At 40.8% G+C, this 13,836-nt stretch carries 16 protein-coding genes and 1 pseudogene; 13 read left to right on the forward strand and 4 right to left on the reverse strand.

From position 1 onward, the window contains the following. Both ACVRZ8_RS05550 and ACVRZ8_RS10795 read right to left on the reverse strand, forming a co-directional pair. On the reverse strand, window positions 1-313 hold a 313-nt coding region (locus ACVRZ8_RS05550; protein WP_447448404.1), incomplete at its 3' end, for a transposase family protein. A gap of 175 nt (window positions 314-488) precedes the next feature. Continuing rightward, window positions 489-584, reverse strand: coding sequence for a transposase (locus tag ACVRZ8_RS10795; protein ID WP_522732252.1), 96 nt, complete (start codon window positions 582-584; stop codon window positions 489-491). Here ACVRZ8_RS10795 and ACVRZ8_RS05560 point away from each other — a divergent pair. The 7 genes from ACVRZ8_RS05560 to ACVRZ8_RS05590 all read left to right on the forward strand — a co-directional run bounded on the left by ACVRZ8_RS05560 (window position 543) and on the right by ACVRZ8_RS05590 (window position 7,323). After that, window positions 543-1,085 (forward strand): HAD family hydrolase, encoded by a 543-nt coding sequence (locus tag ACVRZ8_RS05560; protein WP_522732253.1) that lies wholly within the window; start codon window positions 543-545, stop codon window positions 1,083-1,085. The genes ACVRZ8_RS10795 and ACVRZ8_RS05560 overlap by 42 nt on opposite strands. A gap of 9 nt (window positions 1,086-1,094) precedes the next feature. Next, window positions 1,095-1,694 (forward strand): AAA family ATPase, encoded by a 600-nt coding sequence (locus tag ACVRZ8_RS05565; RefSeq protein WP_447448325.1) that lies wholly within the window; start codon window positions 1,095-1,097, stop codon window positions 1,692-1,694. Window positions 1,695-1,759: 65 nt separating this feature from the next. Further along, complete coding sequence (locus ACVRZ8_RS05570) at window positions 1,760-2,104, forward strand: DUF6568 family protein (protein ID WP_447448326.1); 345 nt, start codon at window positions 1,760-1,762, stop codon at window positions 2,102-2,104. 296 nt (window positions 2,105-2,400) lie between these two features. After that, a complete protein-coding gene (gene adhE, locus ACVRZ8_RS05575) occupies window positions 2,401-5,073 on the forward strand; it encodes a bifunctional acetaldehyde-CoA/alcohol dehydrogenase (protein WP_447448327.1) in 2,673 nt (890 codons plus the stop codon). Window positions 5,074-5,878: 805 nt separating this feature from the next. Continuing rightward, window positions 5,879-6,412, forward strand: coding sequence for a CPBP family intramembrane glutamic endopeptidase (locus ACVRZ8_RS05580; RefSeq protein WP_447448328.1), 534 nt, complete (start codon window positions 5,879-5,881; stop codon window positions 6,410-6,412). A 20-nt stretch (window positions 6,413-6,432) separates the two neighbouring features. Then, a complete protein-coding gene (locus ACVRZ8_RS05585) occupies window positions 6,433-6,744 on the forward strand; it encodes a PadR family transcriptional regulator (protein WP_447448329.1) in 312 nt (103 codons plus the stop codon). Window positions 6,745-6,753: 9 nt separating this feature from the next. Further along, entirely contained in the window at window positions 6,754-7,323 is a 570-nt protein-coding gene (locus ACVRZ8_RS05590; RefSeq protein WP_447448330.1) for a DUF2812 domain-containing protein, read from the forward strand. Window positions 7,324-7,373: 50 nt separating this feature from the next. Here the strand turns inward: ACVRZ8_RS05590 and ACVRZ8_RS05595 are convergent. Next, a pseudogene (locus ACVRZ8_RS05595) lies at window positions 7,374-7,772 on the reverse strand (DNA/RNA non-specific endonuclease); the annotation flags it as partial. A gap of 204 nt (window positions 7,773-7,976) precedes the next feature. Further along, window positions 7,977-8,510 carry a hypothetical protein gene (locus ACVRZ8_RS05600; protein ID WP_447448331.1) on the reverse strand — a complete coding sequence of 178 codons (534 nt, stop codon included), beginning with the start codon at window positions 8,508-8,510 and terminating at the stop codon, window positions 7,977-7,979. 198 nt (window positions 8,511-8,708) lie between these two features. Between ACVRZ8_RS05600 and ACVRZ8_RS05605 the strand changes: the two genes are divergently transcribed. From ACVRZ8_RS05605 to ACVRZ8_RS05630, 6 genes are all read left to right on the forward strand, one after another. Beyond that, window positions 8,709-9,287, forward strand: coding sequence for a hypothetical protein (locus ACVRZ8_RS05605; RefSeq protein ID WP_447448332.1), 579 nt, complete (start codon window positions 8,709-8,711; stop codon window positions 9,285-9,287). A gap of 128 nt (window positions 9,288-9,415) precedes the next feature. Continuing rightward, window positions 9,416-9,847, forward strand: a complete 432-nt coding sequence (locus ACVRZ8_RS05610) for a MarR family winged helix-turn-helix transcriptional regulator (protein WP_447448333.1) — start codon at window positions 9,416-9,418, stop codon at window positions 9,845-9,847. Further along, entirely contained in the window at window positions 9,834-10,136 is a 303-nt protein-coding gene (locus tag ACVRZ8_RS05615) for a DUF2316 family protein (protein ID WP_447448334.1), read from the forward strand. Before ACVRZ8_RS05610 ends, ACVRZ8_RS05615 begins: the two co-directional genes overlap by 14 nt. Next, the gene (locus ACVRZ8_RS05620; RefSeq protein ID WP_447448335.1) at window positions 10,133-11,503 is read left to right on the forward strand and encodes an MATE family efflux transporter; all 1,371 of its coding nucleotides are present in this window, start codon (window positions 10,133-10,135) and stop codon (window positions 11,501-11,503) included. Before ACVRZ8_RS05615 ends, ACVRZ8_RS05620 begins: the two co-directional genes overlap by 4 nt. Window positions 11,504-11,607: 104 nt before the next feature. After that, window positions 11,608-12,543, forward strand: coding sequence for a bile acid:sodium symporter family protein (locus tag ACVRZ8_RS05625; protein WP_447448336.1), 936 nt, complete (start codon window positions 11,608-11,610; stop codon window positions 12,541-12,543). 273 nt (window positions 12,544-12,816) lie between these two features. Then, entirely contained in the window at window positions 12,817-13,689 is an 873-nt protein-coding gene (locus ACVRZ8_RS05630; protein WP_447448337.1) for an arginase family protein, read from the forward strand. Window positions 13,690-13,836: the final 147 nt, after the last annotated feature.

Consider the following 13,836-nt stretch of genomic DNA (forward strand, 5'->3'; position numbering starts at 1 on the left):
GTTTGGAAATCTGTCCGTTTTTCTGCACAACATCGGTCTCAGATACAACAACTTTCTTGCAGGCTTTGCACTGAAAGCGACGCTTTTTGAGCTTTAGAAGGGTAGGCATCCCTTGGATATCAAGAAGTGGGATAGTTGAAGCTTTCTGAAAGTCGTATTTAATCATTTTTCCCTGACAGTAAGGACAGTCAGGCGCTTGATAGTCCAGCTTAGCTTGTATTTCAATGTGGGTTTGGTGTTGTAAAACAAACAAGATTTTGATATTTTTGTCTTTCAATCCGATTAAATCTGTGGTATTCTTAAGAAGTTCCATATGAGTCTTTCTAATGATAGTTTGATCGCTTTTCATTATAAGTCATATGGGACTTTTTGTGTATACACCCAAAAAGCCCTATAATATCTGAATGAGATTTACCCACTACAGATATTATAGAGCCCTTATAACTAAGCACGAGAGAGAATCAGATTGGTTCTCTCTTTTTGTATGTTCAAAGCGATGAGAATTTTAGTTTTATCTTTTTGAAGTTTCGAAAACCAAAAGCTTGGCGCTTGATGTCCTTGATGAGCTTGTTGGTCGCTTCCAATTTAGCATTGGAATAAGGCAACTCAAGGGCGTTGATGATGTAAGCTTTTTATTTGAGAAAGGTTCTGAAGACGGTCAAGAATGCCTGATTGACACCGTTCAAATGGTCTTCAATCAGTTCAAAGAATTCAGTCGTGAAGGCAATCCGTCAACTGCCTTCAACCTTGGCTCTTCCACTGGATTTTCAAATCTTCAAATCCTTGAAGCCGCTCGTAAAGTCACTGGCAAAGAGATTCCAGATGAACAAGCAGACCTTGGTGTTGCCAAACCAGCGCCAGCTATTTTCCAAAAGGCTCTTGAACTGACTGAGTGTCAGCCAGAGCGGGCGGTTATGATTGGTGATTGGCTGGACAATGACATCGCACCCGCCAAGAAACTAGTCATGAAAACAGTCCGCTTGATGAGAGGATTTGGACAGTATGCTCCTGTCATTTTTGAGGCTGAACAAGCAGATGTTACTTTAGCTAATTTAACGGAACTAGCAGACTTTTTATCGGACTAGGAGGGACTTATGATTATCGCTATTCAAGGATCAATGGCGGTCGGGAAGACTACGCTAGTAGGCTATCTTCAGCAGGCTCTGCCTGAGGCTATTGTCAGTTATGAAGATGTGGCACCGGTAGTTGCTGAGATGAGAGCGAGGCAGCTGGATAAGAACAAGTTTGAAGATTATCTGGAGATCCAAAAGCTCTGGATAAAGCACGAGATTCAGCGCTATCACAAGGTGAAGGATTTACCTCTAGTGCTCATGGATTTTGGCGCGGAGGAGATTGACTTTTACACCTTCAATTACCCGCAGGCTTTAGGCGAAGATTGGGATGTGTCTGCTGCCTTGCAGGCAGAAATAGCAGAGCTGAGACAGTGCTTGCCAGACCATGTCTTATTTTTAGAGGCGAAGCCAGAGACGCTCAGACAACGCAAAGCTGCTAATAAGACACGCAGTCGCAACTTCTTTGATTTTCAGCTTGAAAAGCTACTTCCCCTGAAAAGACAATGGTTTGCAGGAAAGGACAATGTCAGTTTTTTACAGACCGACGGCTTATCAGCAGAAGAAGTCGGGAAGAAAGCTTTGCTATTACTTAAACAATGGCTGGAAAATGAAATGCCGTAGCAGAAAATTGAGTTTTCCTTCAAAATTGGATATGATAAGGCTATCAAATAAGTGAGGTAATTTTTATGTCAGCTTTTGAAGAAGCCGTAAACCATTTTGAGGCTATTACAGTAACAGAAGCGCGCCAGCGTGTGGCATCGGATAAAAAATTTGTTCTTTTCATTGGGCGTCCAACTTGCCCTTATTGTCAGCGCTTTGCCCCTAAATTAGCGGCAGTTGCAGCAGGCCTGTCGGATACCGTCTTTTATATCAACAGTGAAGATGCTAGCCAGTTAGAAGATATCCAAGCCTTTCGCAGCCGTTATGGTATTGCGACTGTTCCAGGACTTTTTGTTGCTGAAAATGGCACAGCTAAAGTTGTCTGCGACTCATCACTTTCTGAAGATGATATTCGGGACTTTATTGGTTAAGCTTTGAACAAGGAACTGTGCAGGTCTGTTTAATTCGTATTTTAGATTCGACCTGCTTAAGGACCTTTAATTTGTTTTACAGCACGTTCGTATGAACGTGTTTTTTGTATATAGTTCTTTTTGATTTTTTTGTGAAATAATTAACAAAAAAACTTGACAGTCAAAAAAGAAAACGGTATCATAATTAGTGAAAGTTATCACAAATAAGCTGATAGACTTTTTTATTCAGATTTTGATAATCTTTTTCTATTTTCTTTGTAAACGTTATTGCTTTATTTATCAAGGAGGAACTTTTAATGGCAAAAAAAGATGCGAAAACCAAAGAGCTTACACCAGAAGAACTAGCTCAGGAATATACAGGAAAGCTGGTTGATAAGGCACTCAAGGCTGAAGAAATTTATGCGACTTACACGCAAGAACAAGTTGACAAAATTGTTGCGGCAATGGCCTTGGCAGGTTCAGAAGCTTCCTTAGAATTAGCTAAAGAAGCTCACGCAGAAACAGGTCGTGGTGTTGTCGAAGATAAAGATACGAAAAACCACTTTGCAACAGAGTATGTGTATGAACGCATTAAAAATGAAAAGACGGTAGGTATTATTGGCGAAGACAAGGTCTCTGGCAGTATTCAAATTGCAGCACCTCTTGGTGTTTTAGCGGGTATTGTGCCAACCACTAACCCAACATCAACTACTATGTTTAAAATCTTAGTCGCTTTGAAGACACGTAACGCTATCGTCTTTGCCTTCCACCCAGCGGCTCAAAAATGTTCTGCTCATGCCGCTCAAATCTTGTACGATGCAGCAGTCAAAGCTGGCGCTCCTGAAAACATTGTTCAATGGATTGAAACGCCATCTATCGCAAATACAGGTGCTCTGATTTCAAATCCTAGTATTGCTTCAATCCTTGCGACTGGTGGACCTGGAATGGTCAATGCCGCCCTCAAATCTGGTAATCCATCAATGGGTGTTGGTGCAGGTAATGGTGCTGTTTATGTGGATGCAACTGCTAATCTTGAACGTGCAGTAGAAGATCTTCTTCTTTCTAAACGTTTTGATAATGGTATGATTTGTGCAACTGAAAACTCAGCAGTTGTAGAAGCACCAATTTACAAAGAATGGCTTGCTAAAATGCAGGAAAAAGGCGCTTACCTTGTTCCTAAGAAAGACTATAAGAAATTTGAAGATTTTGTCTTCAATGACAACCACGGGGTTAACGGACCAGTTGCTGGTATGTCAGCTGCTTGGATTTGTGAACAAGCTGGCGTGAAATTGCCAGAAGGTAAAGATGTTCTCTTGTTTGAATTGGACAAGAAAAAGATTGGTGAAAAATTATCATCAGAAAAACTTTCTCCGCTCCTTTCAGTTTATAAAGCCAAAGATCGTCAAGAAGGTATTGACATTGTAGCAGCTCTTCTTGATTATCAAGGTGCTGGTCACAACTGTGCTATCCAAATTGGTTCACAAGCTGATCCATTCGTTGCTGAATATGGAGATGCCCTTAATTCGTCTCGTGTTTTGGTTAACCAACCAGATTCAGTCGGTGGTATCGGTGATGTTTATACAGACGCATTAGAAGCCAGCTTAACTCTTGGAACAGGGTCATGGGGGAAAAATTCATTGTCACACAATTTATCTACTGGCGACCTCTTGAACGTGAAAACTGTTGCGAAACGTCGTAACCGTCCTCAATGGGTTCGTTTACCAGAAAAAACTTATTACGAAAAGAATGCTATTTCATACTTACAAGATGAAACTGAAATAATGACGCGTGCTATTATTGTTGCCGACCCAGGTATGCTGCAATTTGGTTTTGTTGATACGGTTCTTGCTCAGTTATCCCTTCGTGATGAAAAAGTTGCAACTTCAATCTATGGTACCATCAAACCAGACCCAACACTCGGTCAAACGATTGAAATTGCAAAACAAATGCGTGATTTCAAACCAGATACCGTTATCGCAGTCGGTGGTGGTTCTGCCCTTGATGCTGCTAAAATTGCACGCTATATCTACGAATACTCATTAGATCAAGAAGCGGATTTCCTTGATAGTTATGAAAAAGTCAGTGAGCTCTTCCTTGAATTGCAACAAAAATTCATTGATATTCGTAAACGGATTGTTCGTTTCAAACATCAAACCGTAACTCGTCTCTTCTGTATCCCAACGACATCTGGTACTGGTTCAGAAGTGACACCTTATGCTGTTATTACAGATGATTTCACACACGTAAAATACCCATTGACTGACTATGAATTGACACCGCAAGTGGCTATTGTTGACCCAGAATTTGTTATGACAGTACCTAAACGCACAGTAGCTCTTTCAGGACTTGATACTTTATCACATGCCCTTGAATCTTACGTATCAGTTATGGCGTCTGACTTTACACGTCCATGGTCTATTGAAGCTATTCGCTTGGTTATCGAAAACTTGGAAGACTCTTATAACTATGATCCTAAAAATCCAACGCTTCGCGGTGAACAGGCGCGTGAAAACATGCATTATGCAGCAACTCTAGCAGGTATGGCCTTCTCAAATGCCTTCCTCGGCATTAACCACTCAATCGCTCACAAGACTGGTGGTGAATTTGGTCTTCAACATGGTCTTGCTATCTCGATTGCTATGCAACACGTTATTCGCTACAATGGTGTTGCAGGAAATGTCAAACGTTCTGTTTACCCACGTTATGAAGAATACCGTGGTCAACGAGACTATGCAGACATTGCTCGCGCCCTTGGTCTTAAAGGTAAAGACGATGCTGAATTGGTTGAAGCTCTCTGCGCCCGTATTGATAAATTAATGCACGCTGTTGACGTAGAGCCAAGTCTGTCAGCTAACGGAGTAACCAAGAAAGCCTTTGATGCAGCTGTTGATAAGTTGGCAAGCTTGGCTTATGATGACCAATGTACACCAGCTAATCCACGTCAACCATACATTGCAGAAATGAAACAGCTCTTGATTGATATGTTCTAATAGAGTCTTGTATTCTTAAAGGAGAGTGGGACAAACCATGATGATTGTTGTGCAATCACCCACAGAAGAGTGTAATCGTGAAGATTACGTATAAAAAATTGGTAAATCGTCATGAAATGACAATTTCGATTTTGTTGTCCCACCTCCGCACAGTTTATTAGAGATTGATATGAACTAGCGCTCATAGAATTAGATAACCTCCAACAGTTCCCCAAACTGTTGGAACTATCACTTGCATAATTGAACACGAGCTGTGGATTGTGTCAAAAAGATGATTTCGCCTAGAGTCGCTTAACGACTCGTTGTTGAAATCCCTATTTTGACTTTATCCGCGAACGCTCTTTGTATCTTGATAATTGAACACGAGCTAAAAGCGTCGAGAAAAAGATAGCCTGCCTTATGCGCAAAGCGCATGACGTTAGGCTCCTATTTTCTTCTCGCTTTCTTAACGCTCTTTGTATCTTGCCTAGCAAGGGATAAGGACTTCTAATAAACCACTGCGTCAAACATTTTATATTGTACAGATTGAAGGAGTTTGAGACTTTTGTCCCAAACTCTTTTTTATGCGAAAAATAGCGGATCCTTAATTTTTTATATATACAGTTGACATATATAGTCTGACTGTATATAATGTATTTATAAAGTTAAACGATATATTTAAATATCACAAAAGGAGACCTTCACGAAAACACTCGGAAAATCACTCTATCTTTTTATTTTCTTTATTATTTCTCAAAGCTGGGGGATTGTCCTCGGTGTTTTAGGAAGCCGGGAGATTCTGACCGGCCAGCCTTTCAGGCCTAATTTGGCAGAACAGTTAATTGTCCTGCTGACTGTTTTAATCAGTCTGGCCTTCCTCATCTGGCTGGCCAGAGAGGCTAAATTTTTGAATTGGGATTTTAAACGCTGGAAGAAAAAAGATGCCCTAACCATTTTCCTTGCTCTGGCAGCCAGCAAGTGTATCGTTCATCTGGGCATGCTTGGTCTTAACTATTTTAATATCAAGAGCACTGCCAACGATCAGGCACTCAATCAGATCTTCGGAGGCTTTTCCTTTCCTGTTAGCTTTCTTATCATAGCTGTTTTCAACCCCATTATGGAAGAAATTATTTTTCGGGCAGGAATAATGACCTACGTCTGCGGCAAAAAGCCAGTCCTTGGCCTGATTCTGAGCTCATTGATTTTCGGTGCTGTCCACATGCCGACCAATCTCTTTAGCTGGTTCATTTACAGCGGCATAGGGTTTGTTCTGGCCTTTACCTACTATAAAACCAAGCGCCTAGAACTTCCGATTGCCATCCATATTCTGCACAACGTCTTGGCCGTAACCTTGTTCTAAAAAGAAAAGGAGGAACTGTTTTGAAACGCAGCAAGTATTTGCCTTTGACCGAAACCACTTACTACATCCTTATAGCTCTGCTTGAACCGGCCCACGGCTACCGTATTATGCAAAAGGTCGAGGAAATAAGCGACGGTGATGTCCGAATCGCTGCCGGCACCATGTACGGAGCTATTGAAAATCTGCTTAAGCTCAAATGGATAGAGGCCGTGCCCAGTGACGATAAACGCCGTAAAGTTTATGCTATTACTGATTCCGGCCGTCAGATACTGCAGCTGGAGACAGAACGCATCCGCAAACTCAGTCAGCTGGCTGAGAACTACCATTTATAGGAGGCTATTATGAAAAAATTTAAAGTATTCCTATCTAGTATTGCTAGTCAGGAAAAATGGATTAACAGCATTCAAAGTCGAGGTTATCGCCTGACCAAAGTCAGTTCATGGCTGCCGCTTTATACCTTTGAAAAAACGGCTAAAGAGCCGCCGATTGTACGATTAGATTTCAAAGATTATATCAGCCATGATAAGTTTGTGGATTATCTGACTCTTTTTGAAGACAGTGGCTGGAAGCACATTGCTGGCAGCCGTTGGGGCGGGATCCAATATTTTCAGCAGATGGGTGATGGAGGCTCAGAAGAAATTTTTTCAGATGAAGAGTCTGAAAAGATGATGATTAAGCGATTTTGCAATTACGCTTGGGAGCAAGGACTCTGCTGTTTCCTTCTTGTTTACTGCAGTTTTTCCATGAACTTTTTCGATCTGCTGGCTCCTGAAAAATGGGACTTTTCTAATCTGTTTGATTTATTGTTTTTCCCGTTGACCGCTCTTTTCCTTATTCCCTGTCCAGTCATCTTTGCTTTGTCATCGCTTTATTATCTCATCCGCGCCGCACGCCTGCAGTTTAAAAAATAGATATACGGGGTTCCGGCAGTTCTATAAAGTCTGCAAAAAAAGCGCGACACCTAGTTCACGCTGATTTTACCTGTATGGTAATTGATACTGAGACCTGTCTGAACATTGGGAATAAAGACATTAAATTCCAAACTGCCATCTGAAGATTTAGCTTCCAGCTGACGGCCGACAGCCACCAAATCGTCATTGTCCGCATAGACGAGAGTTACCCGATAGCGAACCCGTTTCTTACTGTCCAAAGCCCGTCGGATTTGGGTTTCGTAGTAATTTTGACCAGTAGAATCATCACTGTTTGCTTGATTGAACCAGGCGGTCTGAACAGCAATATTTGCTGGATTGCTGGTTGAAGCGTCAAACCCCTTAAGACTGCCTGCCAAGGCATAGGCAATCAAGTGTCCTCGGTCAACAGCATGGTCATAGGTTCCTGATAAATCGTGAAGCTGATGCCAGTCTTCAACCTTTCTTTGATTTTCTTAGATTCAATTGTCCTTTTATTAACGTAGACTATCAGCAATAAAATTAAAAGCCGCCCAATGAATGAAAGTTGAGTGGCTTGGTTTATTTTAAGGCAATATGATTGACAAAGCTTGTAGCTAAAAAAGAGAGAGCAAAAGACAGTTTCGAGAAGATTTGTAGAATGGCAGGGTGTTACATTAAAAGTCAAACACATTGTCCAAAGGATTATCAACAATCCAAATAATTTCTGGTGCTGTTTGCTTGATGGCCTCAGCGATTGTGTGTTGAGTTTCTTTTACACTGTTTAGAGAAATTCTCAAAGAGCTGCCTGTTTTAAGATTAACGGTTAGGTAACGATAGCTGCGTATTCCGTGGAACGTTCTATAATGAACGGTATAAGTCAAATTTGCAATATCTTCCCAAGGGACATGATAGCTCTTGAAGAAATTTTTTTGCAGTCTAAGTTCAAACATATTTCCTGACAAAATGGGTTTGTTGCTGACCAGCCAAATGAAGCCATAAACACTGACGCTAAGCCCGATACAAATAAAAAGCCAAGGGATCAGCAGCAAGAGGATATTTTGCTGTGCGGTGCCGCCATCTGATTCCATACTGGCCACAGCAGAAAAAACTGTCAGAAAAAAGAAGGCCATTCCGGCAAATACAAGGCCGAAGCAAACCATGAAGATAAGCATCGTTCGGTATCGGTAAAAAGCAAATTCTTTATACATGTTTTGTCCTTTCTTCTTTTGAGCATCCTATTAAAAGAGCTAGAATAGTGATATGAAAAGTGATTTTTATTATCTCAAATTAAGCGTGACAATTAAAAGACAGGGAAACAACTTTTCCTTTACAAGTCTGTAACTTTGTATTTTGACTTTTAAAGTATGGTAAAATGAAACACATTAGTTAGGAAAAAAGGAGGGAGTATGCTGACAGAAAATAGAAAAGCTGGATTTACGGGAAGTATCATCATTGGCGGAATCACTGTTTTGCTGGGACTCGTCTTTCTTACCTGTGCTATTTTAACCCGCAGCAGTGAGGTGCGGCTAGGTTATATTGTTGGGCCTGTTCTGGCTGGGATAGGGCTGCTGCATATAGTTTCGGGCTTCGTACAAAAGCGTCACAATGATTATCTTCACGGAGATATTTTTAGCATTTATCCAGAGTTGGTTGGCAATTTGCAAACAGCTAGAGACAATGCTAGTTACTGGGATGACAATCTGCGTTTTTTTGTTTATCGGCATCATTTGATGGCTTATTGCAACGGTTTTTTCGCTGTAGATTTAGCAAATGCCACTAAAATTTACCATCAGATTTTTCAGCCGCATAACACAAAAGGAGTTCCAGAAAAAGCACATTCTTTTCTGGTTATCACTGATAATGTCGGAAAAGATAAGCATGTCACGATTAATAATATTGGACAAATAACAGAAGAAGATCTCCAATCTTTCTTTAATTATCTCCAAGGACACTATCCCGCCATCCAAGTGGGTTATGAGAAATAAAGACAACTGCCGCCTAATATGATTGGGCGGTTATTTTTATCCCCAACACAATTATTCCTGAATCAACATTCTTGAAATACATAGCTTCCTATGTTAAAATGAATAGGAAGCTATGTAAAGGAGTTGCGATGACAGACGAAACACTTTCAGTTTTACTCAAACGAGCCAGCCTGGATTTTGATAAATTTGCCAATCAGTATCTGCAGGTTTACCAATTGAGCAATACTCAGTTTAAAATTTTAAAATATCTTTACCGTAAGCCAGTTCTAACTGTTACACAAAAAGAGCTGGAAATTTATTTTTCCATGACCAATCCGACGGTAACGGGTGTTTTGCAAAATCTTGAAAAAAAAGGTTATCTTTATCGCCAGCCCAATCCTGCGGATGCAAGGAGCAAGGTTATTGCTCTGACGGACAAGGCTTTGGGCTTTCGAGAAAAATTGCTGGCGCTGGGACAGGACATGGATGAGCAGTTCACACAGGCTCTTAGCAGTCTTGAAAAAGAGCAGCTCAGCTATTGTTTACAAAAATTACTAGGAGGAAAACATGCTAACAGCTAAAGAATGCGCCAATACAGCGCAGGAATTACAGGAAAATTTTAAACGTTTAGGCTACCCAATGGAGCAAGTGGCAAAAGATGTTCGCTTAAATGCGGCACAGGTGGAGGCTATTTTGCTGATGGCCAATCCGCAGCCAGGACATGTTTGGATGCTGCGGGATTATCTGGAAGATATGCTAAAAAAGGATGGAAAGAACCTCTATCCTTTCACACGTTTGGCAGATCACAGTGCTAATCGCTGGTTTTCTTATGACACCCCTTGGCGTTTTGATGAGGGAGACAGAAAATGACAAAGGACGCTGTTAATCTTGGGCAGAGCAAAATTGCAGGGCTGCTGAGAAGCTTTGCTATCCCTGCTATTATCGCTAATCTGGTTAATGCTCTTTATAATATTGTTGATCAGATTTTTATCGGACAAGGTGTGGGTTATCTGGGCAATGCTGCAACCAATATTGCCTTTCCCATAACTACCATTTGCACAGCGACAGCCTTGCTTTTTGGTATTGGAGCTTCGTCAAGTTTCAATATTGAAATGGGTAAGGGGAATACGGCGCGTGCCCGTAAGATTGTAGGCAATGCTTTCACCTCATTTGTGGTTGTTGGATTATTTATGGTGACGCTTATCCGCCTTTTTCTGGAGCCTCTTATGCTGGCTTTTGGTGCAACTGAACAAATCCTCAATTATGCTATGACCTACACGTCCATTACCTCAATTGGAATTCCGTTTCTTTTGGTCTCATCGGGCGGTGCCAGTTTGGTAAGAGGGGATGGCTCAGCTAAATATTCCATGGCAGCTATTGTCACAGGCGCGGTTTTAAATATTATATTTAATCCGCTGTTTATCTTCATTTTTCATTGGGGGATTGCGGGTTCTGCTTGGGCAACGGTTATCAGTCAGGTTATCTCAGGCTGTATGGTTTTTGCTTATCTTTTTCGTTTTAGGTCGGTTAGTCTTGAAAAATTAGACTTCCTCCCAGACTTTGGAGTTATTCGGGATTTTACAGCTCTAGGTTTGACGCCAATGTTTAATCAGCTGTCGGTAACTATTGTGCAAATTATAACGAATAATCTGCTGCGCAGCTATGGCGGAGAGTCCATTTACGGCAGTGATATTGCTATTGCAGTTGCAGGCATTGTTACTAAAATCAATACGGTTTATACGTCTATTATTTTAGGAATTACACAAGGTTCTCAACCTATTTTGGGCTTTAATTTTGGAGCCCAAAAACTCAACCGTGTGCGTGAAACCTATCGCCTCGTTGTTGCTGTCTCCACAGCGGTGTCTGTTTTAGCCTTTTTGATTTTTGAATTCTTTGCACCGCAGATTATTCAGCTATTTGGTTCTGAGAGCGCACTTTATCTGGAATATGGTGTGCGTTATCTGCGACTGTTTCTAGCCTTGGTATTTGTCAACGGCATGACCATATCGTCAACAACTTTCTTTTCATCTATTGGAAAGGCAAAGATTGGGGCTTTTCTGGCTCTGACCAAGCAGCTGTTCTTTATTTTGCCTTTGCTTATCCTTTTTGTGCATCTTTTGGGGATTAATTATATAATGCTGGCAGCTCCAGTTGCAGATTTCTTTGCTTGGTGCGTTACAATGTGGGTGGTTCGTAACCAATTTGTCCAATTAAATGTACAAGCAGGCGTAGCTTAGCTGCTGTTGAACGAAAATTTCCAGAAAATTTTGAAAACAGCCTTGAAAATCAAATTGAAAGTGCTATACTGTTTTTGAAAATAGTATAGAAAGAAGGTTTCTTTATGGAAACATTAGTATCATTCAGCAAATGGTTAAGTAAATGGTTTACTGTAGCTGTTGTTCTTTGGGCAATTTTTAATTATCTTTTACCCACAACCAGCAGCTGGGTTATTCCCAATACGTCTTATCTGCTTGGTTTAATTCTGTTTGGTATGGGGTTAACGCTGACAGCAGAAGACTTTAAACGCATTGCTAAAAAACCTGTTCCAGTGGTTTTAGGGACAGTTGCCCATTACATTATTATGCCAGGCTTAGCTTGGCTGCTTTGCCTTATTTTTCATTTAAAAGGTGCAACAGCAGCAGGTGTTATTCTCGTCGGTTCTTGCCCTAGCGGGACTTCATCAAGTGTCATGGCCTTTTTATCTGGCGGTGATGTAGCCTTGGATGTTTCCATTGAAACCTTGTCAACGCTCTTAGCGCCGGTTATGATTCCGACTCTTCTATCATTTCTTGCTGGCCAGTATGTTAGTGTTCCAGCAGCCAGTCTTTTTCTTAGTACTTTGCGTATCGTTGTTGTTCCAATTATTTTGGGGGTTATTATTCATAGTATTTTTGGAAAGAAAATAGATGCTGTTATCCGTATTATGCCTCTTATTTCTCAGATAGCTATTCTTTTGATAGTAGGGGCGGTTGTTTCTGCCAATCATGCCAATATTTTTACTGCAGCAACGGCTCTTGTTATCCCAGTTGTCATGCTTCACAACCTTTGCGGTTATCTGCTTGGTTTCACTTTTTCAAAATTGCTGCGCTTAAAAGAGGATCAACAAAAAGCCATTACATTTGAAGTTGGTATGCAGGATTCCAGTCTTGGTGCAACGTTGGCTATGAAGTATTTTGTCCCGCAGGCAGCTATTCCATCAACTATTTTTAGTATTTGGCATAACATTTCAGGATCGATTCTGTCATCTTGGTGGAAAAATCATTCTAAAAAACTGTAAGATAAAAAGACCCATCTAACTTATATATTTTAAAGATGAGCATGAGACAAAAATCGGGATTTCGGAGAAATTGATTTCTCAGCATGCCCTAGTTTTTTAGTTGCTGACCTGAAACAGTCCAGTGAACTGTTTTTGATACTTGCAAGTAAAGTGACAAAGGTATAAGGAATTGGATACTTTTGTCCTAGTTTCAGACTGCTAATTGGTCAAACCCTTCAAAACAGTGAATGCTTGTGCTATACTAAGTCTGATAGAAGGGAGTGAGACAGACAAATGACTAATATCTTAAAAGCCGTTTTTCCACAGTGGCAGGGTGGTGTTAACCCCAATTATATTTTAGGTGCGCAACTAATGGATCTCATTGTTCCTAATAGCAGTGCTATTGAAAGGGTTGAGATACCTGTGGCTATGCAGGATGGTTCTGACCTGCTTGAGAGAAAAAATGGTATTGATGCGAGTGAAAGCCTGCATCAGCAAATCGTTTATTTTCAGCAAGTATTGAATGAAAAGCAGCCCCAAAGAGTGCTTACAATTGGGGGCGACTGTGCCGTTAGTTTAGCCCCGTTTGACTATCTAAATGGACGTTATGGTGATAAGCTTGGTCTTATTTGGCTGGATGCTCATCCAGATGTCTCAGGTGAGGGTCAATCACACCATTTACATGAAATGGTTGTCAGTACACTGATGAAACAAGGGGCAAAAGCTTTTAATGACCGTATCGCAAATACTCTTTCTTCTCGGCAGGTTTTAATGGCAGGCTTAATCAAAGAAGATTTGCGGCCGATAGACCAAAATGTCTATAACTTTAAGCTGGAGCTGCTGACAGCTCAAGAACTTCAGCAAAATCCAGAAAAACTGGGTCAGTGGCTGGAAAGTCAGGGCTTTGACAAGGTAGCTGTGCATTTTGATTTAGATGTTTTGACCCCTGAAGATTTCAGATCCATCTATCCAGCAGAACCAGGCTTAGATGCAGCCGATTTTCCAGCTGCTGTGGGTCAATTGACCTTGCAGGATCTTGCGAATGTTTTTAGGGTCATTGATGAAAGTGCCGATTTAGTCGGTCTTACTATAGCTGAACATATGGCTTGGGATGCCTTAAGGCTGCGTCAGTTGTTAGGCAGTTTGACATTTTTCAATGGTTCTTGAAAAAATCGCTGTGCAGCCAACTTTGGAAGAGGCGATAATAAATTTCCTCTTCAATATAAATTAAAATCATTCTGGATATTCAATTATCCAGTTTTTTTAATTCCTAAGTCAAATATCTTGCTATTTTATCACTAACTAGTATAATAT

This window comes from Streptococcus dentiloxodontae (genome assembly GCF_053206925.1).